The 26983-nt window shown below is 68.3% G+C and carries 31 protein-coding genes; 17 read left to right on the forward strand and 14 right to left on the reverse strand.

Going from position 1 to position 26983, the window contains the following annotated elements:
* Positions 1-57: 57 nt before the first annotated feature.
* Both AAY78_RS05250 and AAY78_RS05255 read left to right on the forward strand, forming a co-directional pair.
* Positions 58-3528: a TM0106 family RecB-like putative nuclease gene (locus AAY78_RS05250; RefSeq protein WP_046747293.1), complete on the forward strand. Its 3471-nt coding sequence runs from the start codon at positions 58-60 to the stop codon at positions 3526-3528.
* Complete coding sequence (locus tag AAY78_RS05255) at positions 3525-4298, forward strand: hypothetical protein (protein WP_046747294.1); 774 nt, start codon at positions 3525-3527, stop codon at positions 4296-4298. The genes AAY78_RS05250 and AAY78_RS05255 overlap by 4 nt, the downstream gene beginning before the upstream one ends.
* 39 nt (positions 4299-4337) lie before the next feature.
* Here AAY78_RS05255 and upp read toward each other — a convergent pair whose 3' ends face one another.
* Entirely contained in the window at positions 4338-4970 is a 633-nt protein-coding gene (upp, locus tag AAY78_RS05260; protein WP_021198071.1) for a uracil phosphoribosyltransferase, read from the reverse strand.
* Between the two features lie 80 nt (positions 4971-5050).
* Here upp and tadA point away from each other — a divergent pair, with 80 nt between their 5' ends.
* Positions 5051-5506 (forward strand): tRNA adenosine(34) deaminase TadA, encoded by a 456-nt coding sequence (tadA, locus tag AAY78_RS05265; RefSeq protein ID WP_046747295.1) that lies wholly within the window; start codon positions 5051-5053, stop codon positions 5504-5506.
* Between the two features lie 28 nt (positions 5507-5534).
* Here tadA and AAY78_RS05270 read toward each other — a convergent pair whose 3' ends face one another.
* A complete protein-coding gene (locus AAY78_RS05270) occupies positions 5535-6506 on the reverse strand; it encodes a cation diffusion facilitator family transporter (RefSeq protein WP_046747296.1) in 972 nt (323 codons plus the stop codon).
* Positions 6507-6565: 59 nt separating this feature from the next.
* Between AAY78_RS05270 and proC the strand changes: the two genes are divergently transcribed.
* Both proC and AAY78_RS05280 read left to right on the forward strand, forming a co-directional pair.
* Positions 6566-7405 carry a pyrroline-5-carboxylate reductase gene (gene proC / locus AAY78_RS05275; RefSeq protein WP_046747297.1) on the forward strand — a complete coding sequence of 280 codons (840 nt, stop codon included), beginning with the start codon at positions 6566-6568 and terminating at the stop codon, positions 7403-7405.
* 3 nt (positions 7406-7408) lie between these two features.
* On the forward strand, positions 7409-7696 hold the full coding sequence (locus AAY78_RS05280; RefSeq protein WP_046747298.1) for a DUF1905 domain-containing protein: 288 nt from the start codon (positions 7409-7411) through the stop codon (positions 7694-7696).
* A gap of 69 nt (positions 7697-7765) precedes the next feature.
* Here AAY78_RS05280 and AAY78_RS05285 read toward each other — a convergent pair whose 3' ends face one another.
* The 4 genes from AAY78_RS05285 to AAY78_RS05300 form a co-directional block, all read right to left on the reverse strand.
* Positions 7766-9358: a hypothetical protein gene (locus AAY78_RS05285; RefSeq protein ID WP_046747299.1), complete on the reverse strand. Its 1593-nt coding sequence runs from the start codon at positions 9356-9358 to the stop codon at positions 7766-7768.
* Positions 9340-10116, reverse strand: a complete 777-nt coding sequence (locus tag AAY78_RS05290; RefSeq protein WP_046747300.1) for an ABC transporter ATP-binding protein — start codon at positions 10114-10116, stop codon at positions 9340-9342. The genes AAY78_RS05285 and AAY78_RS05290 overlap by 19 nt, the downstream gene beginning before the upstream one ends.
* A gap of 77 nt (positions 10117-10193) precedes the next feature.
* Entirely contained in the window at positions 10194-10865 is a 672-nt protein-coding gene (locus AAY78_RS05295; protein WP_021198064.1) for a potassium channel family protein, read from the reverse strand.
* On the reverse strand, positions 10858-12288 hold the full coding sequence (locus AAY78_RS05300; RefSeq protein ID WP_046747301.1) for a TrkH family potassium uptake protein: 1431 nt from the start codon (positions 12286-12288) through the stop codon (positions 10858-10860). The genes AAY78_RS05295 and AAY78_RS05300 overlap by 8 nt, the downstream gene beginning before the upstream one ends.
* Before the next feature lie 107 nt (positions 12289-12395).
* Here AAY78_RS05300 and AAY78_RS05305 point away from each other — a divergent pair, with 107 nt between their 5' ends.
* The 9 genes from AAY78_RS05305 (at position 12396) to AAY78_RS05340 (ending at position 17091) form a co-directional block, all read left to right on the forward strand.
* Positions 12396-12812, forward strand: coding sequence for an ArsR/SmtB family transcription factor (locus tag AAY78_RS05305; RefSeq protein WP_046747430.1), 417 nt, complete (start codon positions 12396-12398; stop codon positions 12810-12812).
* 281 nt (positions 12813-13093) lie between these two features.
* The gene (locus tag AAY78_RS05310; protein WP_017204627.1) at positions 13094-13285 is read left to right on the forward strand and encodes a helix-turn-helix domain-containing protein; all 192 of its coding nucleotides are present in this window, start codon (positions 13094-13096) and stop codon (positions 13283-13285) included.
* Positions 13286-13441: 156 nt separating this feature from the next.
* Positions 13442-13540 (forward strand): 30S ribosomal protein bS22, encoded by a 99-nt coding sequence (locus tag AAY78_RS19495; protein ID WP_003792170.1) that lies wholly within the window; start codon positions 13442-13444, stop codon positions 13538-13540.
* Positions 13541-13618: 78 nt separating this feature from the next.
* Positions 13619-13921, forward strand: coding sequence for a rhodanese-like domain-containing protein (locus tag AAY78_RS05315; RefSeq protein WP_046747302.1), 303 nt, complete (start codon positions 13619-13621; stop codon positions 13919-13921).
* A complete protein-coding gene (locus tag AAY78_RS05320; RefSeq protein ID WP_046747303.1) occupies positions 13918-14217 on the forward strand; it encodes a glutaredoxin family protein in 300 nt (99 codons plus the stop codon). The genes AAY78_RS05315 and AAY78_RS05320 overlap by 4 nt, the downstream gene beginning before the upstream one ends.
* Positions 14214-14516 carry a Dabb family protein gene (locus AAY78_RS05325; protein WP_046747304.1) on the forward strand — a complete coding sequence of 101 codons (303 nt, stop codon included), beginning with the start codon at positions 14214-14216 and terminating at the stop codon, positions 14514-14516. Before AAY78_RS05320 ends, AAY78_RS05325 begins: the two co-directional genes overlap by 4 nt.
* 172 nt (positions 14517-14688) lie before the next feature.
* Entirely contained in the window at positions 14689-15507 is an 819-nt protein-coding gene (locus tag AAY78_RS05330; RefSeq protein ID WP_046747305.1) for a basic amino acid ABC transporter substrate-binding protein, read from the forward strand.
* 34 nt (positions 15508-15541) lie between these two features.
* The gene (locus tag AAY78_RS05335) at positions 15542-16339 is read left to right on the forward strand and encodes an amino acid ABC transporter permease (protein WP_046747306.1); all 798 of its coding nucleotides are present in this window, start codon (positions 15542-15544) and stop codon (positions 16337-16339) included.
* On the forward strand, positions 16336-17091 hold the full coding sequence (locus AAY78_RS05340) for an amino acid ABC transporter ATP-binding protein (RefSeq protein ID WP_046747307.1): 756 nt from the start codon (positions 16336-16338) through the stop codon (positions 17089-17091). The genes AAY78_RS05335 and AAY78_RS05340 overlap by 4 nt, the downstream gene beginning before the upstream one ends.
* A 98-nt stretch (positions 17092-17189) precedes the next feature.
* On the opposite strand, the gene AAY78_RS05345 is transcribed toward AAY78_RS05340, so the two are convergent.
* From AAY78_RS05345 to AAY78_RS05370, 6 genes are all read right to left on the reverse strand, one after another.
* Positions 17190-17369, reverse strand: coding sequence for a YegP family protein (locus AAY78_RS05345; RefSeq protein ID WP_021198051.1), 180 nt, complete (start codon positions 17367-17369; stop codon positions 17190-17192).
* Between the two features lie 88 nt (positions 17370-17457).
* A complete protein-coding gene (locus AAY78_RS05350) occupies positions 17458-18549 on the reverse strand; it encodes an ABC transporter ATP-binding protein (RefSeq protein WP_046747308.1) in 1092 nt (363 codons plus the stop codon).
* Positions 18546-19340 carry an ABC transporter permease gene (locus AAY78_RS05355; protein ID WP_046747309.1) on the reverse strand — a complete coding sequence of 265 codons (795 nt, stop codon included), beginning with the start codon at positions 19338-19340 and terminating at the stop codon, positions 18546-18548. The genes AAY78_RS05350 and AAY78_RS05355 overlap by 4 nt, the downstream gene beginning before the upstream one ends.
* Entirely contained in the window at positions 19337-20275 is a 939-nt protein-coding gene (locus AAY78_RS05360; RefSeq protein ID WP_046747431.1) for an ABC transporter permease, read from the reverse strand. Before AAY78_RS05360 ends, AAY78_RS05355 begins: the two co-directional genes overlap by 4 nt.
* Entirely contained in the window at positions 20272-21411 is a 1140-nt protein-coding gene (locus AAY78_RS05365; protein ID WP_046747310.1) for an ABC transporter substrate-binding protein, read from the reverse strand. Before AAY78_RS05365 ends, AAY78_RS05360 begins: the two co-directional genes overlap by 4 nt.
* 136 nt (positions 21412-21547) lie before the next feature.
* Positions 21548-22063 (reverse strand): GNAT family N-acetyltransferase, encoded by a 516-nt coding sequence (locus AAY78_RS05370; protein WP_046747311.1) that lies wholly within the window; start codon positions 22061-22063, stop codon positions 21548-21550.
* 118 nt (positions 22064-22181) lie between these two features.
* Between AAY78_RS05370 and AAY78_RS05375 the strand changes: the two genes are divergently transcribed.
* Entirely contained in the window at positions 22182-22967 is a 786-nt protein-coding gene (locus AAY78_RS05375) for a sulfite exporter TauE/SafE family protein (RefSeq protein ID WP_046747432.1), read from the forward strand.
* Positions 22968-23069: 102 nt separating this feature from the next.
* Here the strand turns inward: AAY78_RS05375 and aspS are convergent, their stop codons facing one another.
* Positions 23070-24848: an aspartate--tRNA ligase gene (gene aspS / locus AAY78_RS05380; RefSeq protein ID WP_046747312.1), complete on the reverse strand. Its 1779-nt coding sequence runs from the start codon at positions 24846-24848 to the stop codon at positions 23070-23072.
* 143 nt (positions 24849-24991) lie between these two features.
* On the opposite strand from aspS, the gene AAY78_RS05385 reads away from it, so the two are divergent.
* Together AAY78_RS05385 and AAY78_RS05390 are read left to right on the forward strand one after the other, a co-directional pair.
* On the forward strand, positions 24992-25366 hold the full coding sequence (locus tag AAY78_RS05385; RefSeq protein WP_046747313.1) for a DUF5684 domain-containing protein: 375 nt from the start codon (positions 24992-24994) through the stop codon (positions 25364-25366).
* 1 nt (position 25367) lies between these two features.
* The gene (locus AAY78_RS05390; RefSeq protein ID WP_046747314.1) at positions 25368-25997 is read left to right on the forward strand and encodes a histidine phosphatase family protein; all 630 of its coding nucleotides are present in this window, start codon (positions 25368-25370) and stop codon (positions 25995-25997) included.
* A 73-nt stretch (positions 25998-26070) separates the two neighbouring features.
* Here AAY78_RS05390 and AAY78_RS05395 read toward each other — a convergent pair whose 3' ends face one another.
* Positions 26071-26976, reverse strand: coding sequence for an NAD(P)/FAD-dependent oxidoreductase (locus AAY78_RS05395; RefSeq protein WP_046747315.1), 906 nt, complete (start codon positions 26974-26976; stop codon positions 26071-26073).
* Positions 26977-26983: the final 7 nt, after the last annotated feature.

The raw sequence follows: 26983 nt of genomic DNA on the forward strand, positions 1-26983 counted from the left end.
TTCGCCTGTGTCCGATGCCGCGGATAGTGTCGAAGCATCCGACAGAACGGGAGCATCGTGCGGATCGACACTCAGGCGCAACGCGTCATCTGGAGCGCGAGCGACCTCAAGGCGGCCGCCGAGTGCGAGTTCGCGTGGGCCCGGGCGATCGACGCGAAGCTGGGGCGCGTCCCCGCCGTCGAAGAGCCGGAGGATGCGACTCTGAAGCGCGCGGCCGAGCTCGGCGACGTGCACGAGCAGAACGTTCTCGACCGGTACATCCACGATCTCGGTGACGAGAACGTGCACCGCATCGAGAAGGTGTCCTCGGTCGACGCGGAAGCGCTCGCTGCAGCAGTCGACGAGACGGTGGCTGCACTGCGCTCGGATGCGCTCGTCGTGTTCCAGGCGGCTTTCGCGACGGACGAGTTCGTCGGGTTCGCGGACTTCCTGCGCAAAGACGATGAGGGGCGCTGGCGTGTGCAGGACTCGAAGCTCGCCCGCAAAGCCCGTGTGACAGCTCTCATGCAGCTCGCGGCATATGTCGACCAGCTCGACCGCCTGCGGATCCCCCGTTCCGACGAGGTAGACCTGATCCTCGGAGACGGCACGCTCAGCACGCACGCCGTCGACGATCTGCTCCCGTTGTTCCAGGTGCGCAGGGCAAGGTTGCGCGCCCTCATCGCGGATCGCCGCATCGCCGACGGCACCGCGGGCGCTCCTCTGGCCTGGGGCGACGATCGCGGTGACCTCCAGGTGGTCGCCTGCGGGCGCTGCGCGACCTGCGAGGAGCAGGTGCTCGCACACCGGGACCTGCTGATGGTGGCGCGGATGCGTCCGGTGCAGCGAGCTCGGCTCCGGGCTGCAGGCATCGAGACGATCGACGCCCTGGCCGGTGCGATCGAGGCGCCGACGGGGATGAACGCCGATACGTTCGAGACGCTCCGTGCCCAGGCCCGTCTGCAGCTGCGGGCTGACAGCGAGGGTGTGCCGACCTTCGACGTGCACTACGCGCAGGCCATCCACACCCTCCCGCTCCCCAGCCACGGCGACATCTTCTTCGATTTCGAGGGCGACCCGCTGTACACCGAGCCTGCTCCTGACGGTGAGGCGCACTGGGGGATCGACTACCTCTTCGGCTGGGTGGACAACGCCGACCAGTACTCGGCACTGTGGGCGCATACGTTCGCCGAAGAGAAGCGGGCGCTAGAGACGTTCCTCGACTTCGTCAATGCCCGCAGAGCGGCGCATCCGGGAATGCACATCTATCACTATGCCCCGTACGAGACCTCGCATCTCGTGGCCATGGCAGCGCGGCACGGAGTGCGCGAGGGCGAGGTCGATCGGCTGCTCCGTGAAGGGGTGTTCGTCGATCTGTATCCGCTCGTGCTGCGGACGGTCAGGGTGGGCTCCCGGTCGTACTCGATCAAGAAGCTCGAGCCGCTCTACATGGGCGACGACGTCCGGACGAGCGACGTGCAGAAGGGTGACGACTCGATCGTGCAGTACGTCGCGGCCCGCGAGCTCGCCGCGGCCGGGCAGCGGTCCGAAGCAGACGCGGTCCTCGCCGACCTCGCCGACTACAACCGCTACGACTGCGTCTCGACACGGCGCCTGCGCAACTGGCTGATCGACATCGCGAGGGAGAAGGGCGTCACGCCGGCGCCGCCCGACGACGCGGACGAGGTCATCTATGAGCCGTCTCCCCGATCGGTAGCGCTCCTCGCCGATGCGGAGCGCGCCGTGGAGGCAGGCGGCGACGGACAGGTGCACCGCATCGCGGCCGCGGCCATCGACTACTTCCCCCGTGAAGCGAAGAGCTTCTGGGTATCGCACTTCCAGAGGCTGCGCGAACCGGTCACGATGTGGGACGGCACGCGTGATGTGGTGCGGGTAGACCGTCCGTCGTCATCGGTCGTCCGGGAGTGGAGCATCATCGAGGGACGGAGAGTGATGTCCAGGGACATCGAGATCCGCGGCGAGGTGTCACCCGGCACCACGCTCGGACCCGGTGCCCAGCCGTTCGCGCTGTACGAGGTGCCAGCCCCGTTCGACACCGAGGTGCCCTCACGCGCCGTCCACGTACCGCACACGGTCACGATCGCCGAGGTGCTCGACGACGGCTACCTCGTCACAGAAGCGGCTGTGCAGGGACAGACCTGGGATGAGCTGCCGCTTGCGCTCACTCCGGCGGCTCCGCCTCGGGTGGTGTCGCTGCAGGGCGCGATCGACGAGTGGGCCGACGCGGTGCACCTGGCCGCGCCGGGCTTCCCCCAGGATGCGGCCACCGACATCCTGCGCCGACTGCCCCCGCGCACCTTCTCGGGCGGCGCGCTCCCGGAAGCAGGTGATGACACGATCGATGCGATCGTGCGGGGAGTGCTCGACCTCGATCACAGCTACCTCGCCGTGCAGGGCCCTCCGGGGACGGGGAAGACCTACACGGGTTCGCGCGCGATCGCGCGTCTGGTCAACGAGCACGGCTTCAAGGTCGGCGTCGTGGCGCAGTCGCACGCCATCATCGACACGCTTCTCGAGCGGATCGTCGCCGACGGCGTCTCGCCCGCCCAGGTGGCGAAGGCGCCGAAGGATCCCGATGCGGCCCCGTCATACACCGTGATCCCGAAGAACGGCATGGCCTCCTTCCTCGCCGAGCACTCCGGTGAGGGCGCGGTCGTGGGCGGTACGGCCTGGGACTTCAGCAACACCCAGCGCGTCGAACGGGCCGGGCTCGATCTCCTCGTGATCGACGAGGCGGGGCAGTTCTCGCTCGCCTCGACGATCGCGGTCGCGGCCGGAGCGAAACGGTTGCTGCTGCTCGGCGACCCGCAGCAGCTCCCGCAGGTGAGCCAGGGCGCCCACCCCGAACCGGTGGACACGTCCGCTCTCGGCTGGGTGATGGACGGCGATCCGGTCGTGCGGCCCGAGTACGGCTACTTCCTCGCTCGGTCGTGGCGGATGCACCCCTTCGTGGCCGCTCCGGTGTCGAAGCTCGCCTACGCGGGACAGCTCGCCTCGGCACCCGGAACCGAACTCCGGTCGCTCGAGGGTGTCGACGCGGGTCTCCACGTCGTCCCGCTGCGCCACCGCGGAAACGCGACGCAATCGCCCGAGGAAGCGGCGGAGGTCGTCCGCCTGGTCGCCGATCTGGTCGGCCGGGTCTTCACCGACAACGACCCCGAGGCGTCGACGCGACCACTCGCGCAGTCCGACATGATCGTGGTCACGCCCTACAACGCGCAGCGCCAGCTGGTGCTCGACGCGCTCGCCGACGCCGGCTTCCCCGACGTCCCTGTCGGCACGGTCGACAACTTCCAGGGCAAGGAGGCAGTGGTCTCCATCACCTCGCTCGCGGCGTCGAGCGGTCGGGATGCGCCGCGCGGTCCGGAGTTCCTGCTGCTCCAGAACCGCCTCAACGTCGCGATCTCCCGAGCACAGGTCGTCGCCTACCTGATCCACTCGCCCGCGCTGCTCGACGACCTGCCGTATACGCCTGAGGGCGTCACCAGGCTCAGCGCGTTCGCCCGGCTCGTCGGAGCGGCCGAGTGAGCGCCCACACCACCGACCAGATCATGCGCGCCGCGGCAGCGTGGGTGTGGTTCCCCCGCGACAGTGAGCACGAGCGCGAGCATCTGCTCCTCGTGCGGGATCCTGCACGGTTCGGCGGGGGAGTGCGAGGTTCGCAGGTCGACTCCGCACTGTCGGCCGTCGACGTGGTGGATGGCGCACTGGCGCGGACGAGAGCATGGGGCGCCTCGCAGTTCACGTTCTGGACGAATCCTTCCGACCGGCCCGACGTCGAGGACGAGCTTCGGCGACGCGGGGCAGAGCACATCGATACGGTGGCGGTGTTCGCACGACCCGTCGACGAGGTGGAGGTCGAGGTGCCGTCCGACGTGTCCACCGAGATCGTGCGTACCCTCGATCAGGTACGCGACCTCGACGGCGTCAATGTGCCCGTGTGGCACCAGCAGCCCCTCGATGAGGAGGGTCTGCGGGCAGAACTCGACGAGGTGTCCGCGGCGCTCGAGGCGCAGACCGGGTTCCGTGTGCTCGCGCGCATCGATGGACGCGCCGTCAGCACCGGAGGATGCACGATCGAGGACGGGTTCGTGCGGCTCTGGGGCGCATCCACACTGGAGAGCCACCGCGGTCGCGGCGCCTACCGCGCAGTGCTGGCCGAGAGACTGCGGCAGGGTGCGGCATGGGGAGCGAAGACGGCCCTGGTGAAGGGTCGCGTCTCGACGTCAGCGCCCATCCTCGCCCGCGCGGGCTTCACGCACCACGGAGATGAGCGCGCCTACCGCCTGACCATCTGAGGCGGAAGACGCACCGAAGAGGTCGTACGTTGCCGAGGATCAGACCGTGCCGTAGAGCCGGTCGCCCGCGTCGCCGAGGCCGGGCACGATGTAGCCCTTCTCGTCGAGACGCTCGTCGAGCGCGCCGAGCACGAGGGTCACGTCGCGGTCGCCGGCCATCGCCTCGATCGCGGCGACGCCTTCGGGAGTGCCGAGCAGGCAGATGGCCGTGACATCCTTGGCGCCGCGGTCGAACAGGAACTGGATCGCGGCGGCGAGCGAACCACCGGTCGCCAGCATGGGGTCGATCGCGAAGCACTGGCGGTCGCTCAGGTCGTCGGGCAACCGCTCGGCGTAGGTGGTCGGCTCGAAGGTGGTCTCATCGCGCACCATGCCGAGGAAGCCGACCTCAGCCGTCGGAAGCAGCTTCACGAGGCCTTCGAGCATGCCGAGACCGGCGCGCAGGATCGGCACCACGATGGGGCGGGGCTCCGAGATCTTCACACCCGTCGTGGTGGTCACCGGAGTCGTGATCTCGATCGGGCTGACCTTCACGTTGCGGGTCGCCTCGTACGCGAGCAGTGTCACGAGCTCCTCCGTGAGCTGCCGGAACACCGGTGAGGGCGTGCGCGCATCGCGCAGCACCGAGAGCTTGTGAGTGATGAGAGGGTGGTCGGCCACGTGAACACGCATGAATACAGGGTAATGCGCCACGCGGTCAGGCACGACATCGGGACTCGGGCCGGGCTCGACGGCTGTCGTAGGCTCGACGCATGACCGCAGCCGACCGACGCGCGATGACGCGTGCCCTCGAGCTCGCCACCGAAGCGGCCATGGCATCCGAGATCCCGGTCGGAGCGGTGGTCCTCGATCCCGAAGGCCGGGTCATCGCGGAGGGACGCAACACTCGCGAGGAGACCCACGACCCGACGGGGCACGCCGAGGTCGAGGCGCTCCGTCGCGCGGCGGCAGTGGTCGGGTCCTGGAATCTCGAGCAGCACACACTCGTGGTGACCCTCGAACCCTGCATCATGTGCGCCGGCGCCGTCCTGCAGGCACGCATCAGTCGTGTGGTGTTCGGAGCATGGGACGACAAGGCCGGTGCTGCCGGATCGATGTACGACGTGCTGCGCGATCGACGGTTGCCCTATCGTGCCGAGGTGGTCGGCGGCGTCGAGGCTGAGGCTGCGACCGCGCTGCTGCGTTCGTTCTTCGAGCAGCGGCGCTGAACGCGGTCCCCGTTCAGTCCGACGACGTTCAGTCCGACGACTTCAGCACGAAGACGTCGGTCGAGGGCTCCGGGTCGATCGCGGGGCGGTAGACGTCGGGCTCGATGTAGACGACCCGCGCGACAGGCACGGCCTCCCTGATCCGAGCCTCGATCGCGTCGATGTCGTCGGCGGCCTCCCGCAGCGGCTTGTCCGCGTTGAGGGCGATCTTCGCCGCCACCATCAGCTCGTCCGGGCCGAGGTAGAGGGTCTTCATGTGGATGATCTTCTCGATCTCGTCGCCGGCGTTGATCGCATCCACGATGCGGTCGTGGTCGGCCTGGGTGGCGCCCTCGCCGACCAGGAGGCTCTTCGTCTCGACACCCAGCACGATCGCGATCAGCACCAGCAGCACACCGATCATCACGGTGCCGAGTGCGTCGAACATCGGATTGCCGGTGAGCAGCGTGAGGCCGACGCCGAGTAGGGCGAACGTGAGGCCGGTCAGGGCGCCCACGTCCTCCAGCAGCACGACGGGGAGCTCGGGTGCCTTGGAGCGGCGCACGAACGACACCCACGACTGCCCCTTCTCCCGCACGAGGTTGCTCTCCCGCACGGCTGTGCGCAACGAGAACGACTCGAGCCCGATCGCGATGGCGAGCACCACGAGCGGGAGCCACCACCACGTCTTGTCGAGCTCATGCGGATTCGTGAGCTTCTCGACGCCCTCGTAGATCGCGAAGAGACCGCCGACCGAGAACAGGATGATCGACACGACGAATGCGTAGACGTAGCGCTCGCGACCGTAGCCGAACGGGTGCGCGCGGTCGGCCTCGCGCCGAGCCTTGCGTCCGCCCAGCATCAGGAGCAGCTGGTTGCCGGAGTCCGCGACGGAGTGGATGGCCTCGGCGAGCATCGAGGCGGAGCCGGAGAGTGCCCAGGCGATGAACTTCGCGAGGGCGATTCCCATGTTCGCCAGGAACGCCGCGACGATGGCCTTGTTGCCTCCGGATGCACTCATGGGACGAGTCTAGAACCGCCCGCCCGGGGATGTCGGAGTGCCCGCCGTAGGATGACGACATGTCTGACTCGCTTCCTTCGCTCGCTTTCCTCGGTGCCGGCTCGATGGGCGGTGCGATCCTCCGCGGAGTGGTCGCCTCGGGCGTCCGCATCGATGGCGGGATCACCGCGACGAACCGCACGGCGGAGAAGGCAGAGGCGTTCGCCGGCCTCGACGAGGTCACCAGCATCGCGCTCGCCGATCGGCCGGAGGGCAACGTCGAGACGGCTGCCGGTGCGCGGATCGTGCTCGTCGGCGTGAAGCCGGCGATGGTGCCGGACCTGCTCCGCGAGATCGCCCCGCACCTCGCCGCTGATGCGATCGTGGTGAGCGTCGCCGCCGGGGTCACGCTGCAGACCTTCGCCGATGTGCTGGGTTCGGAGGCGAGGGTGATCCGCTCGATGCCGAACACGCCGTCGACGGTGCGCAAGGGAGTGACGGGGCTCGCCGCCGGTGCCGCGGTTCCCGCCGAAGACATCGCCCTCGTCCGTCGTCTGTTCGAGACCGTCGGCGCCGTCGTCGAGGTTCCCGAGTCGCAGATCGACGCGCTGTCCACGATCTCGGGATCGGGACCGGCCTACGTGTACCTGCTGATCGAGGAGCTCACCAAGGCCGCCGTCGGCATGGGCTTCACCGATGCGGATGCGCGGCTCATGGTCGAGCAGACGTTCATCGGGGCGACGGCCCTGCTCGACGCCTCCGGCGAGGCTCCTGCAGAGCTGCGCCGTCGGGTCACGAGCCCGAAGGGGACGACGGAGCGGGCGGTCGCCGTGCTGCAGGAAGCACGCCTCGATCGCACCTTCGCGGAGGCTGCGGACGCCGCACTCGCGCGTGCCAGGGAGCTCGCCGCCGGAGCCTGAACCATGCGGCTGAGGATCGAGGGACCCATCTGGTACTGGCGCGGGCCCGCGCCTTTCCACTTCGTCACCGTGCCGCCTGCCGAGAGCGAGATGATCCACGAGATCGCCTCTGTCGTGACCTATGGCTGGGGCATGATCCCGGCCAGGGTTTCCGTAGGCACCACCACCGTGGCCACGGCGCTGTGGCCGAAGGACGGCGGCTACATCGTGCCGATCAAGAAGACGCTGCAGGACAGCGAGGGCCTCGGGGTGGACGACGTGATCGAGGTCGTCCTCGACATCGACGCCTGACCCGTCGGGCCTGATGTCGCGGGAGGCCTGGCGCCCGGGGCCTGCGTGTCGCGTGGGATCCGTCCGCGCTCAACTCTCGCTGGACACGTCGGCGAGCACCTCGGGCCAGCGGCGATCCAGGATCTTCCCGCCCAGCACGGTCCCTCCCCAGAGCGCGAGGCCGCCGAACGCGAGTCCGCACGCGAGGCTGATCCAGCCGAGCGTGGGACTCCAGATCGCCGCGATGGCGAACCCGAATGCGGGTGCTCCGAGGACGAGCGTGATGGGTCCGATGATGATCATCGCGAGCAGCGACTGCACCCCGCCGGATGATCCGCGCCCGAAGGGATTGGCTTCCGGAGCGGGCGCACGGCCCGGAAGGAAGCTCCCCACCCAGGCGCCGGCCCCTGCAGCGATCGCCGTGAGACCGAGGGATGCGCCGATGCTGCCGGGGAGCAGATCCGGCCGCCCGGCGAGGAGGCAGGTCGCCACGCACAGGGCGAGCGTCACCGGCACCGCGATCATCCCGAAGCCGAGCAGGCGCCCGGCACGGTCCGCCGCCCCGGACACACCCGTGAGGACGTGCGCCGCGACGGCATCGTTGTCATAGGCGATCGACATCTGCACGATCGTCCCGGCGAGGAGAGCGTTGATCGCCGGGATCAGTGTGATCGCGGGGGCGAAACCGAGGGACTCCTCCTGCAGGCCGTTCATGAGCGCGATGCCGATGAAGATCGCGGGCAGCAGCAGGAGCATCACGATGTTGACGAGCTGCCGCGGGTCGCGGCGGTAGTAGTGCAGAGATCGTGCGGCGATCGCACCCATCGGGTTCGCCGGCAGCAGTCGATCGAGCAGACCGCCGGAGCGCACCCGTCCACCGCCGCTGCTCTGGATGGGGGAGACGAGCCGGGCGGCGAGCAGCCGCTGAGACGCCCACCACAGGACCACGACCGTCGCGAGGGCGATCAGCAATCGCAGCGTCGCGGTGAGCGCGTCGCCCTGCGCTGCCGATGCCGACACCCCGAACACGGCGCCGAACGGCGTCCAGGCGGCGATGTCGGCAACCGAGGCGAAGGCACCCCCGACGTCCGTCACGGTGGTGAGCGCCCCGATCCCGAGGTTGAGGATGAGGCCGGACGAGGCGGCGAGCAGCACCCCGAGGGTCAGCACCAGGTCGCGGGTGCTGCGTCGGGCCAGCCATCCGGCGAGCAGTCCGCTCACCACGCGGGCACCGAGCACGCAGGTCACGACCGCCACCGGGATCATGATCACCGCGGTGAGCATTGCGGGAAGGCTCACCGACCAGCCGAGGAGCATCAGCAGCAGGGCGACCGTGGTCCCGATGCCGCCGATGGTCGTGGCTCCGGCGACGACGAAGCCCGGCAACAGGGAGGGGGCGGTCACCGGCAGCAGGGCGAAGCGCTCGGGGGCGAGGGAGTCGTCGGCGCTGACCAGGATGGAGCCGATCCACCATCCGAGGACGAGCACGGACCCGGTGAGCACGATGGCGGTGACAGCGCCCTCCGGTGCGGCGAAGCGCAGAGCGACCAGACCCGCAGCGAGTCCGGCGAGGAGCCCGAGGGCGATCATCCCCGTGATGATCAGGGTGACGATCATCCACGGGTTCCGCGACAGTTGATGCCGCAGCTGCCGCCAGCGCAGGCTTACGAGGAGCGCAACCATGCGAGCGTCTCCGTCCCGAGATCGTGCGCCCCGACGAGCGTGAGGAACCGCTGCTGAAGCGAGAGTCCGGCTCGCACCTCGTCGAGCGGACCGTGCGCGAGCAGGCGCCCCTCGGCGACGATGGCCACCCGGTCGCACATCGACTCGACGAGCTCCATCACGTGGCTCGACAGCACCACGGTGCCGCCGCCGTCGACGAACGAGCGCAGGATCTGGCGGATCGTCTCGCCCGAGACGGGATCGACGGCCTCCAGCGGCTCATCCAGGATGAGCAGGCGGGGAGCGTGGATCAGCGCGCAGGCGAGCCCGATCTTCTTGCGCATGCCGGCGGAGTAGTCCACGACGAGGGTGTCTCGCGCCTCTGCGAGCCCCAGCGCCTCGAGCAGGTCACCCGTCCGCGAGACGACGTCGGCCTCTGCCATGCCGCGCAGCAGTCCGGTGTATCGCAGCAGCTCTGCTCCACTGAGACGATCGAGCATGCGGATGCCGTCGGGGAGCACACCCATGCGGGCTTTCGCCTCGGCGGGGTTCTGCCACACGTCGGCGCCCAGCACCCACGCCGTGCCGGCATCGGGGCGGAGCAGTCCGGTGGCCATCGCGAGCGTCGTGGTCTTGCCTGCGCCGTTCGGCCCGAGCAGGCCCAGCATGGATCCGGGCGGCACGTCGAGGGACAGACCGTCGACGGCGACCTTCTGCCCGAACTGCTTGCGAAGCCCGCGAAGGGCGAGGACGGGCGGGGCCGCTGTGGGGTCGGTCATGGCCCCATCCCACCACGGCCGCCGGGCGTCGCGCATCCGCCGCGAGGGGGAGTCGCTCGGAAGGCGGGAGGGAGACGTCAGCGGTCGAGGCCGGCGAACCGCTCGATGTCGCTGTTCGTACCGGACACGATGATCAGGTCGTGGTTGGTCACGATGGTGTTCGCCTCGGCGTAGCGGAACGGCTTGCCCGGGCTCTTCACGCCCACGACGGTCACCTTGTACTTCGAGCGCACGCCGGACTCGTTCAGGCCGACGCCGCGGATGAACTTCGGCGGGTACATCTTGGCGAGCACGAAGTCATCGTCGAAGCGGATGAAGTCGAGCATGCGCCCGGAGACGAGGTGCGCGACGCGCTCGCCGGCCTCGCGCTCGGGGTAGATGACGTGGTTGGCGCCGACGCGCGCCAGGATCTTGCCGTGCGACTGCGAGACCGCCTTGGCCCAGATCTGCGGGACCTTGAGGTCGACGAGGTTCGCCGTGATGAGCACCGAAGCCTCGATGGAGGAGCCGACGGCCACGACGGCCACCTGGAAGTCCTGCGCGCCGATCTGCCGCAGGGCGTCGATGTTCTTGGCGTCGGCCTGGACGGTGTGCGTGACGCGGTCGGACCACTTCTGCACGAGCTCGAGGTTGTCGTCGATCGCGAGCACCTCGCGGTCGAGGCGGTCGAGCTCACCGGCGCATGCGGCACCGAACCGGCCGAGGCCGATGACGAGGACGGGAGCGTCGCCCCGGAGGACTTCAACCAACGATCGGCCTTTCCACGGGCAGTGAGTAGTACTGCGTTCGCGATGTCGCGGCGACCGCCGCGGCGAGAGTCACTGTACCAACGCGGCCCATGAAGATCGTCGCGGCCATGACGTAGGAGGCGGAATCCGGCAGCTCGCCGGTGAGGCCTGTCGAGAGACCGACGGTACCGAACGCGGAGATCACATCGAAGAGCACGTGACTGATATCGGCCTTGGTGATCTGCGCGATCACGATGGTCGACAGCGCGACGATCGTCGCTCCCCACGCGACGACGCTGAGGGCGACGCGCTGCACGTCGCTGGGGATGCGGCGACCGAAGGCTTCGACGGACTGGCGTCCCTTGGCCTCGGACCAGACGGCGATGGCGAGGACGGCGAGGGTGGTCACCTTGATCCCGCCCGCGGTCGAGGCGGAGCCGCCGCCGACGAACATGAGCATGCTCGCCGCGAGCAGGGACGAGCCGTTCAGGTCGTCCATCTCGATCACGTTGAAGCCGCCGGAGCGTGTCATCGCCGACAGGAAGAAGGCTTGGAACGTGGTGTCGGTGGCATCCATCGAGCCGAAGGTCTTCGGGTTGTTGAACTCGAGGATCACGAAGACGGCCGCACCCAGGATGAAGAGCAGGACGGTGGTGACGATGGTGAGCTTGGAGTGCAGGGACCAGCGCTTCACATGCCAGACATGCTTGGCGAGGGTGTAGATGACCGGGAAGCCGATGCTGCCGAGGAAGACGCCGACCATCAGGAGCGAGAGCACCAGGTAGTCGTCGGCGAAGACGGCGACGCCGCCGTCGTTCGGCGCGAATCCGGTGTTCGTGAACGCCATCGCCGCGAAGTAGGGCGCCTCCCAGAGCGCCGCGATCGGGTCGACCTTGGCCATCACGAGGGCGGGGTAGAGGAGGATCGCGAGCGACGCCTCGATGATCAGCGCCGAGACGGCGACCGTGGTGAGCAGCTGGCCGACCTCGCCGAGTCGCACGGTCTGGCTCTCGTTGACGACACCGCCGTGCGCGCGCATCGGGTTCGTGTCGCCTGCCGCCATCAGCTTGGCTCGCAGACCGAGACGCTTCGAGATCAGCATTCCCATGAGCGATGCGAGGGTCAGCACGCCCAGCGCGCCGATGTTCACGCCGAGGAAGATCAGCACGTGTCCGAAGGGCGACCAGTAGTTGGCCATGTCGACGGTGGCGAGTCCCGTCACGCAGATGGTGGAGACGGCGGTGAACAGCGCATCGCTGAGGGGGGTGACCCTGCCGGACGCGGAGGCGATGGGCAGGGAGAGCAGCACCGTGAAGACGAGGATCAGCAGAGCGAAGATCACGATCGCGAAGCGCGACGGCGATGACGTCACGAGGTGCTTGACCCAGCCGGCTGCGCTCTTCAGGCTCTCGCGCGGGGACGACGCCGAAACGATGCCCGACATCGCTGCCCCCTGTGTGTCGTCGCACGCCCTGCCTCGGGCGGCGGCACGGCGCCTGTCGCCGAGCCTTCGTCATGGTACTCCGTGCCGGGGACGACTACCCTGAACTCATGACGGACATCTTCGACGTGATCGCAGACGGTACGAGGCGAGACATCCTCCAGCTCCTGCTGCGGCGCACGACCGAAGGAGAGACCGGCACCAGCGTCAGCCAGATCGTCGCCGATCTGGGTATCAGCCAGCCCACCGTGTCGAAGCACCTCAAGGTGCTCCGCGATGCCGAACTCGTCACCGTGCGCGAGGACGGACAGCGTCGCTTCTACAGCCTCGCGGTCGAGCCGCTCGAGGTCGTCGATGACTGGCTGGTGCCGTTCCTGGTGGATGCCTTCGGAGATGGTGCGCCCGACATCGCATACCCGGGTGCCTCGCTTCCCGACAGCGCCGCCCACGCGGCCGAGGTCGTCGGACGCGCGGCGGCATCCGCGAAGCATGTGGTCGCGTCGGCCCTCAAGCGCCTCGGCGCCTGACGTTCGGGCGATCCCCGCAACGACTCTCCCCTGACGACACGGGGGGCTTGCCGTCAGGGGAGAGGTGCGGGTCCCCACACCCGGGGGGCGGACTCGGCGGTGCCGCACGAGACCTGCGATGACTCTGCCAGTCGCGATTGAGCGAAGCCCGCAGAATGCCTATGCGCCGGCTGGGCGCCTCACAGAGTCCCGCGATGCCTCACTGATCACACGGGTCACAGAGGTTTACACGTGTCCCAGCTACCACATAGAGTGTGCACATCGAGAAAGGGGTACGTGGGATGCCCGAGGTTCCTGACGTCCGATTCCTCACGGTTGCTGAGGTCGCCGAGCTGATGCGCGTGTCCAAGATGACCGTGTACCGGCTGGTTCATGCTGGGGAGCTGCCCGCCGTCCGTTTCGGCCGCAGCTATCGTGTTCCGGAGTCCGCTGTGGCCGATGCGCTGCAGCGACCCATCGCCGACGTCGGTTGACGTCGCAGGCTGTCCCATGCTCGGCCGCCCTCGGGCGGAAGGCGCGTGTGACAGCCCACGCCTTCGGGTTTGCTAGACTGACCCGAGGCATTTTCCGTGCCCGTACCCGGGTGTCCGATTTCGGAGACACCCAGCCACTGACTTAGTGAGGTTTCCGTGGGTTCTGTCATCAAGAAGCGCCGCAAGCGCATGGCGAAGAAGAAGCACCGCAAGCTGCTTCGCAAGACTCGCCACCAGCGTCGCAACAAGAAGTAAGCGACCAGACACGAGCGCCTGTCTTCGGACGGGCGCTTTGTGTCTCCGGCCCCATCTCCGTCCTGCCGAGAGGTTGTCATGAAGTCGATCACCGTCACCGAGCTCGCCGAGCGCACCGCTACCCCGCTCATCGATGTACGGGAAGTGGACGAGTTCGCCGCGGGACACGTCCCCGGCGCCGTCAACATCCCCATGTCGGAGATCGGCAACCGTCTCGAGGAGCTGCCGAGCGAGGCGTTCGACGTCATCTGCCAGGCCGGCGGTCGATCGGCGCGTGTGGTCGAGGCGCTCGAGTCGCGCGGCTACGACGCCACGAACGTCGAGGGCGGGACCGGCGAGTGGATCGCCCAGGGCCGCGCGGTCGAGGTGCCGTCGGCGTGACCACGCTGACTCTGATCGGCAAGCCCGACTGCCACCTGTGCGACGTCGCCTCCGACGTCATCGACGCGGTGGTCGCCGAACTGCCAGACGCCGCAGCCGAGCAGATCGAGATCGTCGAGGCGTCGATCCAGGACGACCCCGCACTGTACGAGCTGTGGTGGGAGAAGATCCCCGTGGTCCTGATCGACGGCGAGCTGCATGCGCACTGGCGCGTGGCACCCGATCGACTGCGTGAGGCGCTCGAGGGCGCTCTCCGTGACGGGGCGGCGAAGACCGGAGTGAAGGAAGCGCTATGACGATCCGCCACGTCGTGACCTGGAAGCTCGCTTCCGAAGATGCTGCCGAGCGCGCGGCGCAGGCTGCGGAAGTCGCCCGCCGCCTCAACGCGCTCGACGGCGTCGTGCCGCAGCTGCTCACCATCTCGGCAGGGGCCAACGTCGCCTACCCGGAGGCGAACTGGGACGTCACGCTCGTCGCGGACTTCGCGTCGGTCGAAGCGATCGACGAGTATCAGGTGCATCCCGCGCACGCCGAGGTCGCCACGTACATCCGCTCGGTGGTCGCCTCCCGAGTCGCCGTCGACTTCGAGGTCTGAGACCGCGTCGCGCCGGCTCAGAAACTCGGTTTCCACGTGTGATCGGGGCCTACTCGCAACACAAACGTAATGTGCGCGGACGTGGATGTCATTGGTCACGCGACGAGCCGCATGTTTAGATGAACTCCTACCCGTCAGCGGGCCTCCGTGCCCTCGACTCACAGGAGCCGACATGCCTCGTCGCAACCTCATCGCCGGTCTCGCCCTCGTGGCGACGGCCACCCTCGCGCTCGCCGGCTGCGCCACCGGATCGTCCGACGCGGGCAGCAGTGACGCTCCCGCCGCCGACGACAAGTACGGCCTCGTCGAGGCCGGAACGCTCACCGTGTGCTCCGACGTCCCCTACCCGCCGTTCGAGGTCGAGGACCCCTCCAGCGAGACCGGCTACTCGGGCTTCGACATCGACCTGCTCAGTGCGATCGCCGAGAAGATCGACCTGAAGCTCTCCGTGCAGGACGTGGGCTTCGACGCCCTGCAGTCGGGCACGACTCTCGCGGCGGGCACGTGCGACATCGGCGCTTCGGCGATGACGATCACGGATGAGCGCAAGGCGAACATCGACTTCTCCGACCCGTACGTCGACTCGTTGCAGTCGCTGCTCGTGCGCGCCGACTCGGACATCAAGTCCATCGACGACCTCGACGGGAAGAACGTCGGCGTGCAGCAGGGCACCACCGGCGAGACCTACGCGGGCGAGAACGCACCGGGCGCGCAGCTCGTGCAGTACCCCTCGGATGGCGAGCTGTGGCCCGCCATGCAGGCGGGGCAGATCGACGCGATCCTGCAGGACCAGCCCGTCAACTACGTGCACGAGCAGGACGACCCCGACTACAAGATCGTCGAGACGTACCCGACCGACGAGTCGTACGGCTTCGCCTTCGCCAAGGGCGAGAAGGACGAGCTGCGCGATGCGGTCAACAAGGCGCTCAAGGAGCTCCAGGACGACGGCGGCTATCAGAAGATCTACGACGAGTACCTCGCGGCCAAGTGACCGGCGGGATCGGTAGAGCGGGAGGACCTCGACGATGGCGTTGAGGCGTACCACCAAGAGCAAGCTGTATCGCTACACGGTCTACGTCGTGCTGATCGCGATCGCCGTCTGGGCGATCGTGAGCACCGACTGGGCGAAGATCGGACCGCTGTTCTTCAATCCTGAAGTCGCGGCGAAGATGTTCCCCGGGATCATCACCACGGCCCTGGTCAACACGCTATGGTTCACGGCCGTCGCTTTCGCCGGCGGCCTGGTCCTCGGCGTCGTGCTGGCGCTGATGAAACTGTCGACCATCGCGCCGTTCCGCTGGATCGCGACGGTCTGGATCGAGCTGTTCCGTGGTCTGCCGGCGATCCTCACGATCTTCGGCATCGCCTTCATCCTGCCGATCGCCCTGGGCGTGCCTGGGACGAAGCTCGGTGGGCCGGTCGTGCTCGGGCTCATCGGTCTCGTCCTGGTCGCCTCGGCCTACATGGCCGAGACGATCCGCGCGGGTATCCAGGCCGTTCCGAAGGGGCAGACCGAGGCGGCCCGCTCGCTCGGCATGTCGCCCATGAAGACGACGTTCTGGATCATCGTGCCGCAGGGGTTCCGGATCATCATCCCGCCCCTGACCAACGAGTTCGTGCTGCTGCTGAAGGATACGTCGCTGCTGTTCGTGGCGGGTTCCTTCATCTGGTCGAAGGAGCTCACCACGTTCGCCCGCGATGCCAGCACGCAGAACGCGAACGGAACGCCGTTGATCATGGCGGCGATCCTGTACCTGATCGTGACGATCCCGCTCACGCGATTCAGCGCGTGGCTGGAGCGACGGATGTCGAGGCAGCGATGATCACCGACCTGATTGATGTCCACGCCCCCGCGATCGATGTGCAGGGGCTCGTGAAGTCGTTCGGCGACAACGAGGTGCTCAAGGGCATCGACCTCACCGTCACCAAGGGAGAGGTCGTGTGCGTGATCGGACCTTCGGGATCGGGGAAGTCGACGCTGCTGCGCTCGGTGAACCTGCTGGAGGAGCCGACCGGCGGCAAGGTCCTCATCGAGGGGATCGACATCACCGACCCCGACGTCGACATCGACCGCGTGCGCACCCGCATCGGCATGGTCTTCCAGAGCTTCAACCTCTTCCCGCACCTCAGCGTGCTCGGCAATCTCACGATCGCTCAGCAGCGCGTGAAGAAGCGGTCGAAGAAGGAAGCCGAGCTGATCGCCCATGCCATGCTCACGCGGGTCGGTCTGGCGGAGAAGGCCGACGCCTACCCCGGGCACCTCTCGGGAGGGCAGCAGCAGCGCGTGGCGATCGCCAGGGCGCTGTGCATGAACCCCGACATGATGCTGTTCGACGAGCCCACATCGGCACTCGATCCCGAACTGGTCGGCGAGGTGCTCCAGGTCATGCGCTCGCTGGCCGACGAGGGGATGACGATGCTCGTCGTCACGCACGAGATGGGCTTCGCCCGCGAGGTCGGATCCCGGCTCATCTTCATGGACGGCGGCTACATCGTCGAAGAGGGCGACCCGCGTGAGGTGCTCGGCAACCCGCAGCATCAGCGCACGAAGGACTTCCTCTCCCGCGTGCTCTGACACGAGATCCGGTTCGCCGAGACCCATCGCAATCGCCGAGACCCCCTGTTGCAGACGTCTGCAACAGGGGGTCTCGGCGTGAAACGTGGGTCTCGAGCTCAGTCGGCTTCGACGACCTCGGCGTCCGCGGCGTTGCGGCGCACGGAGTCGATGCCGTTCAGAGCGGCGGACTTCGACGAGTAGCCCTCGCTGATGGCGATGACCTCGCCGTTGCCGGCCTTCAGGCGGAACCGGTACTCGCCGGACTTGTCGGTGTACAGCTCGAACTTGCCTGCCATGAGGCGTCCTTTCTCTCTCGGATGAAGGGAACCCCGCCCCTCGGCCCTCACGCTAGCGCCCGGGGTATGTCAGGGGAAGAGCGGTGAGTCAGCCGCGCGGATGCACGGCCACGGGCTCCGGGGCGATCGCGATGCGCACCCGGTCGCCGAAGGCCGGATGAGTTCCTGGCGCATGCTGCACCCGGACGAGTTCGCCGGACTCGGTGCGCACGAGCGTGCGACGCATGCTGCCGAGGAAGGTGCTCTCCTCGACCAGGGCCTCGGCTGCGGCGTCGGCTTCGGAGGCGAAGTAGACGTTCTCCGGGCGCAGGTACACGTCCACCGGTCCGTCCGCCGGAGACTGCAGCGGAAGCCGCTGCCCCCACACCATGACGTGATCGCCCTCGGCGACGCCCGACACGACGCTCGACAGGCCGACGAACGCCGCCACCCCGGCCGTGGAGGGCATCGTGTACAGCTGCTCCGGTGAACCGATCTGCTCGATGCGGCCGGCGTTCATCACCGCGATCCGATCCGAGACGGCCAGAGCCTCTTCCTGATCGTGCGTGACGAACACGGTCGTGATCCCGAGCCTCAGCTGGATGCGGCGGATCTCGTCGCGCAGCTGCACGCGCACCTTCGCATCGAGCGCCGAGAGCGGTTCGTCGAGCAGCAGCACCTTGGGTTCGGTCACCAGCGCTCGTGCGAGTGCCACGCGCTGCTGCTGGCCGCCGGAGAGCTGGTGGGGGAACCGATCCGCGAAGTCGGCGAGGCCGACCAGGGCGAGGGCGTCGACCGCGCGCCGTGAGGCCTCCGCCTTGCCGACGCCGCGTCGCCGCAAGCCGAATGCCGTGTTCTCGGCCACCCGTAGGTGCGGGAAGAGCGAGTACGACTGGAAGACCATGCCGATGTCGCGCTTGTTCGTGGGCACTCGCGACACATCGCCGCCACCCAGCAGCACGGCGCCTTCGTCCGCGCCTTCGAGACCGGCGAGCACACGCAGCAACGTGGTCTTGCCGCACCCGGAGGGCCCGAGGAGTGAGACGAACTCGCCGGGGGCGATGTCGAGGTCGACCCCGTGGAGCACACGGTTGCCCGCGTAGCTCTTGACGATGCCCTGCAGCTCGACACGGGTGCCTTCGCCCGCCTGGGCGAGCAGCAGATTGTCCTTGGTGCGCGGCAGCGCGTGGTCGACGGTCATGAGCGGGCCTTTCCGGTGCCGCGGGCGACGCGACCGATGACGAGGAGCAGGAGGAAGACGAACACCAGCGCGAGCAGCGTGAAGATGGCCGGCGCGTAGGGGTCCTGTTTGTTCACCACGACCATGGCCGTCTGGAACACCTGGCGGTTCAGGAGCGAGGCGATCGTGAACTCTCCGAGCACCACGGCGATGGAGATGAGGGACGCGGCAAGCAGCCCCTGTCGGAGGTTCGGGGCGAGCACCTTCAGCACCACGGTCGGCCAGCTCGCGCCGAGGGACCGCGCGGCTTCGGAGAGCGTCCGGAGATCGGCCGCATCGATCGACGCCTGGATGGAGCGGAACGCGAACGGCAGCACGGTGATCCCGTAGGCGAAGGCGAGAGTCCAGGTGCCCGTGCCGAGGGCCCGCCCGATCTGGAGGTAGATCGGCGCGAGGCCGACCACGAGCACGATGGCGGGAATCGAGATGGGCAGCAGCACCGCGAACTCGAAGGCGGGCTTGAGCTTCGGGAAGCGCAGGTTCACCAGGATCATGGTCGGGGCGAGCAGCAGCAGCACGATGGCGACAGTCACCACGGCGAGTACGAGCGAGTTGCCGAGACCGGTCCAGATCGGCTTGAGGGTGGCTGCGGCCGCCGGGTCGAACAACGCGATCCAGCGGGCGAACGAGAGTCCGCCGGCGGGGTCGCGCAGCGTGAAGAGGAACGTCGACACCAGGGGCACCGCGAAGAACGCGCCCACGAGGACGCCGATCACCCACCGGGTCGTGCGGGAGGGGCCGAGCCGGTTCACGACTGCCACCTCGCCGCGCGTCGCTGCACGAGGGAGTACAGGGCCATCACGATCCCGACGATCACGATCATGCCGAGCGCAAGCGCGCCGGCGAGATTCTCCCGACCGAGCACCGTCTCGCTCGTGAGCGCCGTGCGGATCTGCAGCGGCACGATCTGGGCACCCTGGCTCGCGAGAGCGGCGGCGGTGGCGTACGACGAGAACGCGTTCGCGAACAGCAGCAGCAGGCTGGCGAGGAACGAGGGCGCGAGCACGGGGATGCCGATGCGCAGCCAGAAGCTCGCGCGGGTACCGCCGAGAGTGAGGTTGGCTTCGGCCCACTGCGGCTTGAGGGCTGCGAGGGCAGGCATGAAGGTGATGACCATGAGGGGGATCTGGAAGTAGAAGTAGGGGAGTACGAGGCCGGGCAGCTCGTAGAGCCAGGTGCCGTTCTCGAAGATGTTCATGCCGAAGGTGTCCTTCAGGAACACGGTGACGACGCCCTGGATGCCGATGGTCGCGATGAAGGCGAAGGCGAGCATGACGCCGCCGAACTGCGCGAGCACACCCGCGGCGGCATCCACGGCCGAGCGGGTGCGGCCTTCGGGGTCCATGCCGAGGAGCGCGTAGCAGACGAGGGCGCCGACGAGCGCCCCGACCACGGCGGTGAGCAACGAGAGGCCGGCCGAGTTGGCGAAGGTGTTGAGCACGACCGGGTCGACGAGGGCCGACATGTTCGTCCAGGTGAAGGAGCCGTCTTTGGTGAAGAAGCCGGAGCCGATGGCCAGGATCGTCGGCACCGCGAGGAAGAGCACGACATAGGCGGCGAAGGGCACGAGCCCGAGCCAGGCGAGGGACGGAGCGGACCGCCGGGCCCTCGCGTGCTGCGAGGACCCGGCGGGGGTGGCGGGGGCGGACGCCGCAGCGTCCGCCCCCGTTGCGGTGAGGGTGGTCACTGGACCGCCGCGGCCCACTTCTCGCCGAGCAGCGTGCCGGCGTTCGTCGACTGCTCCTCGGTCGGGACCACGGTCTCCTCCGGAGCCTCGGGGAGCGCGGCGGCGAGGTCGGCGTCGATCGTGCCGGCGTCGGTCATCGCTTCCATGCGCACCGGACGGGCGCCGCCCTTCAGCCACAGGTTCTGCACCTCGTCGCTGTAGAGGAACTCCTGCCACAGGCGGGCAGCCGCCGGGTGCGGGGCGTCGGCGTTGATGGCCTGGTTGTAGTACCCGGCGTAGCCCGTGCCGTCGAACACGACGACCTTCCAGTCCTTGTTGTCCGCCGTGTGCGAGGCGTTGAGGTAGTCCCAGTCGAAGACGACAGGGGTCTCGCCGCTGGCGATGGTCGCGGTGGTCACGTCGACCTTGAGCAGGTTTCCGGCCTTCTGCAGCTCGGAGAAGAAGTCGATGCCCGGCTGGAAGTCGTCCAGCGTGCCGTCGGACTGCACGGTGGCGAGGCCAACAGCGGCGAACGCGGCACCGGCCTGGGTCGGGTCGCCGTTGATCGCGACGGCGCCCTTGTAGTCGGCCGAGAGCAGGTCGGAGAGCTCGGCGGGAGCCTCGAACTTCGACGAGTCGTAGCCGATCGACATGTACCCGCCGTAGTCGCCCACGAAGAGGCCGGTGGGCTCCTTCAGCTCGTCGGGGATGTCGTCCCACGTCTGCACCTTGTACGGCGCGAAGACATCGGTGTTCTGCAGGGCGACCGTGAGGCCGATGTCGAAGACGTCGGGTGCGGTGTCGAGACCCTCGTTCGTCTTGGCGGCCTGGATCTCCTCGGCGCTGGAGACATCGGGGGAGGCTTCGTTGATCGTGATCTCGGGGTACTTCTCGGCGAAGAGGTCGAGGATCTCGCCGTAGTTGGCCCAGTCGCGGGGCAGCGCGATGACGTTGAGTGAACCCTCGGCCTTGGCCGCGGCCTCGAGGTCGGCGAACGTGCCGAAGTCGGCGACCGAGGTCGCAGCAGAGGCGTCGACGTCGGAGCTGCCGCCGCCGGTGGCGTCAGCGGCGCCGGAGCAGGCCGTGAGCGCGAGTGCGGCCGTGGTGGCCAGGGCGATGCCGGCGCCGATGCGCGCGCGGCGGGTGAAGCGAGCCATGAGTGTCCTCTCGGTGTCCGGCGCTGTGAGCCGGTGTCGGGTTGCGAGAGGACACTATGAGGCGGAGGTTGCCGCCCGTCGCGGGTCAGGTGAACGGATGGTGGCTGGGTGCTGTCCGGTCGGGGCCGCCGGGGCTTCAGCTCTGGGAAACCGTGTACTTGAAGCCGCGATGCGAGCCGACGTAGCCGAGCCGCTCGTAGAAGCGGTGGGCATCGACGCGGGCGGCGTCGGAGGTGAGCTGCACCATCGATGCGTCGACGGCTGGGGCGGCGACCTCTCCGACCCAGCGCATCACGGCGGAACCGATGCCCGACGAGCGCAGACTGCTCTGCACCCGTACTGCCTCGACCAGCAGCCGCCGTGCACCGCGACGCGCCATCCCCGGGATCGAGGTGAGCTGCAACGTGCCGACCACCGCACCGTCGAGCTCGACCACGAGCAGGTCGTTCGACGGCTCGGCCAGGATCTCGCGGAGACCGCGCTCATAGGCCGGGCGGTCCTCGGCGGATGCCACATCGCCGCGGGCCGCACTGATCGGGTCGTCGGCGAGGAGGGCGATCACGGCATCCGTGTCGTCGACCGTCGCGCGGCGCAGGAGCGCGGTGCCGACGCGCGATTCGAAGGGGTGGGGCAGCGGGAGGGCTTCGAGCATGGCTCCAGTCTGTCAGCGGATGAGTCTGTCGGCGGATGCGAGGGCGGCGTCGACTCTCTGGAATCATGGCGAGGTGGATATCGGCGCCGTGCTCGGACTCGAGCAGCTCACCTGGGGGATGCTGCTGCTCGTGGTGATCGCCGCGTTCTGCGCCGGCTGGATCGATGCGGTCGTGGGCGGGGGAGGGCTGCTGCAGCTGCCGGCGCTGCTGCTGATCCCCGGCATCTCCCCGGTGCAGGCGCTCGCGACGAACAAGCTCGCCTCGGTCTTCGGCACGGCCACCAGCAGTGCGACCTATTACCGACGAGCTAAACCGGACCTGCGCACCGCCCTGCCGATGGCGATCATCGCGTTGATCGGCTCCTTCGGAGGGGCGGCTGTCGCCACCGTGCTGCCCCCTGCCGCGTTCAAACCCATCATCGTGATCGCTCTGCTCGCTGTGGCCCTGTTCACGGCGTTCCGGCCGCAGATGGGGGCGGCGACCCAGCTGCGCTTCCATGGGCACAAGCACCACATCATGGCGGGCGCAGCGGGACTCGGCATCGGCTTCTACGACGGGATGATCGGCCCTGGTACCGGTACCTTCCTGGTGATCACACTCGTCGCGCTGCTCGGCTACGACTTCCTACAGGCGAGCGCCAAGGCCAAGATCGTCAACCTCGCGACGAACGCGGGGGCGCTGATGCTGTTCATCCCGCACGGCGCCGTGCTGTGGCTGCTCGGGGGTATCCTCGCGATCGCGAACGTCGCGGGCAGCTACCTCGGATCACGCATGGCGATCTCGCGCGGGACCACGTTCATCCGCGTCGTGTTCCTCGTGGTCGTGATCGCGCTGATCGGCAAGCTCGGCGTCGACGTGTGGAACGAGAACATCGTCCCGGCCTTCGCATCGATCGCAGGCTGAACGAAGCGACGCCGCCGCAGGCAGAAACGCCGGATCAGGCAGGTTCCTCGCAGAACCGCCTGATCCGGCGTGTGTGCCTGTGCTCGCGCGAGGCGGCTGGACTCAGTCCTCGTCCTCGGGCTCGAAGTCGACGCCGGCCTCGGCGCGCTGCGCATCGGTGATCGGAGCGGGAGCGGAGGTCAGAGGGTCGAAGCCGTTGCCCGACTTCGGGAACGCGATGACCTCGCGGATCGACTCGGTCTTGGTCAGGTGCTGCAGCACGCGGTCCATCCCGAGTGCGATCCCACCGTGGGGCGGAGCGCCGAACTTGAACGCGTCGAGCAGGAAGCCGAACTGCTCGTCGGCCTGCTCGTCGCTGATGCCCATGACCTCGAACACGCGCTTCTGGATGTCCTCACGGTGGATGCGGATCGACCCGCCGCCGAGCTCGGAGCCGTTGCACACGATGTCGTACGCGTACGCGAGGGCCGATCCGGGGTCGGTGTCGAACGTGTCCTCGAACTCGGGCTTGGGGCCCGTGAACGCGTGGTGCACGGCCGTCCAGGCGCCAGCGCCCACTGCCACGTCACCGGAGGCCACCGCGTCGGCCGCCGGTTCGAACATGGGAGCGTCGACGACCCACGTGAAGGCGAACTCGTCGGGGTTCAGATAGCCCAGGCGGCGACCGATCTCGACGCGAGCCGCACCGAGCAGTGCCCGGCTCTGCTTGTTGTCGCCGGCGGCGAAGAACACGCAGTCGCCCGGCTCTGCACCGACGAGCTCTGCGAGTCCGGCCTGCTCGGCCTCCGACAGGTTCTTGGCTGCGGGGCCGCCCAGCGTGCCGTCCTCGTTGAACAGGACGTAGGCGAGGCCACGTGCACCGCGCTGCTTGGCCCAGTCCTGCCAGGCGTCGAGCTGCTTGCGCGGCTGGCTCGCGCCGCCGGGCATGCGCACAGCGCCGACGTACTCGGCCTGGAAGACGCGGAACGGGGTGTCCTTGAAGTACTCCGTCGCCTCGACGAGCTCGAGGCCGAAGCGCAGGTCGGGCTTGTCGGAGCCGTACTTGGCCATCGCCTCGGCGTAGGTCATGCGCGGCAGCGGGGTCTGCACCTCGACGCCGATGGTCGCCCACATCGCCACGATGAGCGACTCCATGAGGGCGATCACGTCCTCCTGGTCGACGAAGCTCATCTCGATGTCGAGCTGCGTGAACTCCGGCTGACGGTCGGCGCGGAAGTCCTCGTCGCGGTAGCAGCGGGCGATCTGGAAGTACTTCTCGACGCCGCCCACCATGAGCAGCTGCTTGAACAGCTGAGGTGACTGGGGCAGTGCGTACCAGCTGCCGGGGCTCAGGCGCGCGGGAACCAGGAAGTCACGGGCGCCCTCCGGCGTGGAGCGGGTGAGGGTGGGCGTCTCGACCTCGGTGAAGTCGTCGGCGTGCAGCACGTCGCGGATCGCCTTGTAGACGTTCGAGCGCAGGCGCAGGGCGGCGGCGGGGGCCGGGCGGCGCAGGTCGAGGTAGCGGTACTTCAGGCGTGCTTCCTCGCCAACGGTCTCGGTGTCGGCGAGAGCCGTGGAGACCTGGAAGGGGAGCGGAGCGGACTCGTTCAGCACCTCGACGTCGGTCGCGATGAGCTCGATCTCGCCGGTCGGCAGGTTCGGGTTCGCGTTGCCCTCGGGGCGCTGCGAGACCTCGCCGGTCACCTTCAGGACGAACTCGTTGCGCAGCGGATGCGCGATCTCCTCGTCGCGGATGACGACCTGGGCGATGCCGGAGGCGTCCCGCAGATCGATGAAAGCGACTCCTCCGTGGTCACGACGGCGATCGACCCAACCCGAGAGGGTGACGGTCTGACCGATGTGCTCGGCTCGCAGAGAGCCTGCCGAGTGGGTGCGAAGCACGGAGTATTCCTTCTGATCTGGGAAATGGGGAACCCGCCCATTCTACGGGGGCGGTCGGCCGGTCATCGGCCCGGTCACCGGCGGCCGGGACGGCGTATCAGTAGGATCGCCACGACACAGCTCATACACAGAAAGAGTGCACCGTGGACAACAACGGCATCTCCGATCTCTATGCGTCGATCTTCTCGGGTACCACCGGCCTGATCGCGCTCGTCTTCTACATCCTCGTCGCGGTCGGCCTGTGGAAGGTCTTCACCAAGGCCGGGTACCCGGGAATCCTCGCCATCATCCCGTTCGTGAACCTCGTCTTCCTGGTGAAGATCGCCGGCCTCTCCGGCTGGTTCGCGCTGCTGTACCTCATCCCTGTCGCGAACCTGATCCTGGCCATCATCGTCGCGTTCAAGCTCGGTGGACGTTTCGGCAAGGGCGGGGTCTTCTCGTTCTTCCTGCTGTTCCTCTTCCCGTACATCGGGTACCTGATCCTCGGCTTCGGGGACTCGCGCTACAGCAAGGCGTGACATGACGGCGTCCCGGCTGCACCTCGTGCGACACGGTGAGGTGCACAATCCGGCCCGCGTGCTCTACGGACGTCTTCCCGACTACCACCTGAGCGACGCGGGTCGGGGGATGGCCGCAGCAGCGGCCGACCATGTGGCCGCGCTCGACCGTCCCGTCTCCGCGCTGTACGCGTCACCTCTCGAACGCGCCCAGGAGTCGGCCGAGCCGTTCGCCGCGACGTTCGACCTCGTGCCGGAGATCGACATCCGGCTGATCGAGCCGACGAACGTGTTCGAGGGGACGCAGATGCGCCGTTCCCTGATGAACCCCCTGAACTGGTGGCATCTGCGCCAGCCCTCGGTTCCCAGCTGGGGCGAGCCCTACTCCTCCATCGCCGAGCGGATGCTCGGTGTCATGGACGAGGCGTGGGATGCGGCACCCGATGGAGACGTCGTGATGGTGTCGCACCAGGCGCCCATCTGGATCACGCACCTCCGCGTCGCGGGGCTTCCGCTGCAACACGACCCACGCACCCGACGCTGCGCGCTGTCCAGCGTCACCTCGTTCGAGCGCGTCGGTGACGTCTGGCGAGAGGTCGCCTATGTCGAGCCTGCCGCGACCGGCGGTGCCGTCGACGTCGGCGCGGTCTGACCCCCACTTCCGAATCGCGCAGGTGGTTCCATTCCGGCGACGGATGGAACCACGTGCGCGATTCGAAACGGGGTCAGTGCTCGGCGGCCAGGAGTGACTGGATGATGCCGACAGCGGCCAGCTGACCCGCGGCGGCCGCCAGCAGCACGGATGCCATCGGGCCGGGGAGGGTCGCACGGTGGGCGAGGTCGCCCGCGGCGAACACCCCGGGGTGCGAGGTACGTCCGAACTCGTCGATCTCGATGCACCCGGACTCGAGCATGCCGAGTCCGAGCTGCGCGGCGAACGGCGCCCGCTGACGCATCGCCCCTGCGGCGATGAAGACTCCGGCGACCACACGCTCGTCGTCGTCCGTGCGGACGAGCACGCCGCCTTCGACCTTCTCGACGCAAGCGACGGGGGTGCGACTCACCCGCGCGCCCTTCGCCTCGAGCGTGCGGATGTCCTCGTCCGTGAACGCCTCCTCGACCGGCACGACTGTGATGCTCGCGACGATCCTCCCCAGCAACCCGATGAGGTGCTCGGCGCGGGGCGCGGCGCCGACGATCGCTATGTCCTTGCCGGCGTGCTCGTGCCCGTCGCAGAACGGACAGCTGAAGGCGAGCGTGCCCCACAGCTCCTGCAGTCCGGACACGATCGGAAGATCGTCGGCGACCCCGGTGGCCAGGATGACCCGGCGCCCCTCGACCACGGATCCGTCGGCGATGACTACCGCGAACGCGTCCTCGACGCCGGTGATGCTCGTCGCCGCAATGTCGCGGATCTCCACGTCGTCGTAGGTGGCGAGCTCCTCTCGGGCGGTCGCGCGGAGGCCGGCGGGGGCGGCACCGTCCTCCCCGATCATGTTGTGCATGTGCAGGACGGTGCCGTTGCGGTACTCGCCCGAGTCGAGGAGGAGCGTGGAGCGGTGCATCCGTCCGAGGGTCAGAGCGGCCTGCAGCCCTGCCGGTCCTGCGCCGATCACGATGGCGTCGTACATGGTGGTC

This window comes from Microbacterium sp. Ag1 (genome assembly GCF_001005635.1).
In the GTDB taxonomy this organism is placed as follows: domain Bacteria; phylum Actinomycetota; class Actinomycetes; order Actinomycetales; family Microbacteriaceae; genus Microbacterium; species Microbacterium oxydans.

Excerpts from the sequence above, each read along its gene's own strand:
- AAY78_RS05365 (WP_046747310.1), bottom strand. The coding sequence starts at position 21,411 with ATGGCTCGCTTCACCCGCCGCGCGCGCATCGGCGCCGGCATCGCCCTG.
- AAY78_RS05375 (WP_046747432.1), top strand. The coding sequence starts at position 22,182 with ATGCTGCTGCTCGTGGTGATCGCCGCGTTCTGCGCCGGCTGGATCGAT.
- AAY78_RS05390 (WP_046747314.1), top strand. The coding sequence starts at position 25,368 with ATGACGGCGTCCCGGCTGCACCTCGTGCGACACGGTGAGGTGCACAAT.
- AAY78_RS05310 (WP_017204627.1), top strand. The coding sequence starts at position 13,094 with ATGCCCGAGGTTCCTGACGTCCGATTCCTCACGGTTGCTGAGGTCGCC.
- AAY78_RS05305 (WP_046747430.1), top strand. The coding sequence starts at position 12,396 with ATGACGGACATCTTCGACGTGATCGCAGACGGTACGAGGCGAGACATC.
- AAY78_RS05340 (WP_046747307.1), top strand. The coding sequence starts at position 16,336 with ATGATCACCGACCTGATTGATGTCCACGCCCCCGCGATCGATGTGCAG.
- AAY78_RS05315 (WP_046747302.1), top strand. The coding sequence starts at position 13,619 with ATGAAGTCGATCACCGTCACCGAGCTCGCCGAGCGCACCGCTACCCCG.
- AAY78_RS05330 (WP_046747305.1), top strand. The coding sequence starts at position 14,689 with ATGCCTCGTCGCAACCTCATCGCCGGTCTCGCCCTCGTGGCGACGGCC.
- AAY78_RS05290 (WP_046747300.1), bottom strand. The coding sequence starts at position 10,116 with ATGACCGACCCCACAGCGGCCCCGCCCGTCCTCGCCCTTCGCGGGCTT.
- tadA (WP_046747295.1), top strand. The coding sequence starts at position 5,051 with ATGACCGCAGCCGACCGACGCGCGATGACGCGTGCCCTCGAGCTCGCC.
- AAY78_RS05285 (WP_046747299.1), bottom strand. The coding sequence starts at position 9,358 with ATGGTTGCGCTCCTCGTAAGCCTGCGCTGGCGGCAGCTGCGGCATCAA.
- AAY78_RS05370 (WP_046747311.1), bottom strand. The coding sequence starts at position 22,063 with ATGCTCGAAGCCCTCCCGCTGCCCCACCCCTTCGAATCGCGCGTCGGC.
- AAY78_RS05325 (WP_046747304.1), top strand. The coding sequence starts at position 14,214 with ATGACGATCCGCCACGTCGTGACCTGGAAGCTCGCTTCCGAAGATGCT.
- AAY78_RS05350 (WP_046747308.1), bottom strand. The coding sequence starts at position 18,549 with ATGACCGTCGACCACGCGCTGCCGCGCACCAAGGACAATCTGCTGCTC.
- AAY78_RS05345 (WP_021198051.1), bottom strand. The coding sequence starts at position 17,369 with ATGGCAGGCAAGTTCGAGCTGTACACCGACAAGTCCGGCGAGTACCGG.
- upp (WP_021198071.1), bottom strand. The coding sequence starts at position 4,970 with ATGCGTGTTCACGTGGCCGACCACCCTCTCATCACTCACAAGCTCTCG.
- AAY78_RS05270 (WP_046747296.1), bottom strand. The coding sequence starts at position 6,506 with ATGAGTGCATCCGGAGGCAACAAGGCCATCGTCGCGGCGTTCCTGGCG.
- proC (WP_046747297.1), top strand. The coding sequence starts at position 6,566 with ATGTCTGACTCGCTTCCTTCGCTCGCTTTCCTCGGTGCCGGCTCGATG.
- AAY78_RS05300 (WP_046747301.1), bottom strand. The coding sequence starts at position 12,288 with ATGTCGGGCATCGTTTCGGCGTCGTCCCCGCGCGAGAGCCTGAAGAGC.
- AAY78_RS05335 (WP_046747306.1), top strand. The coding sequence starts at position 15,542 with ATGGCGTTGAGGCGTACCACCAAGAGCAAGCTGTATCGCTACACGGTC.
- AAY78_RS05280 (WP_046747298.1), top strand. The coding sequence starts at position 7,409 with ATGCGGCTGAGGATCGAGGGACCCATCTGGTACTGGCGCGGGCCCGCG.
- AAY78_RS05395 (WP_046747315.1), bottom strand. The coding sequence starts at position 26,976 with ATGTACGACGCCATCGTGATCGGCGCAGGACCGGCAGGGCTGCAGGCC.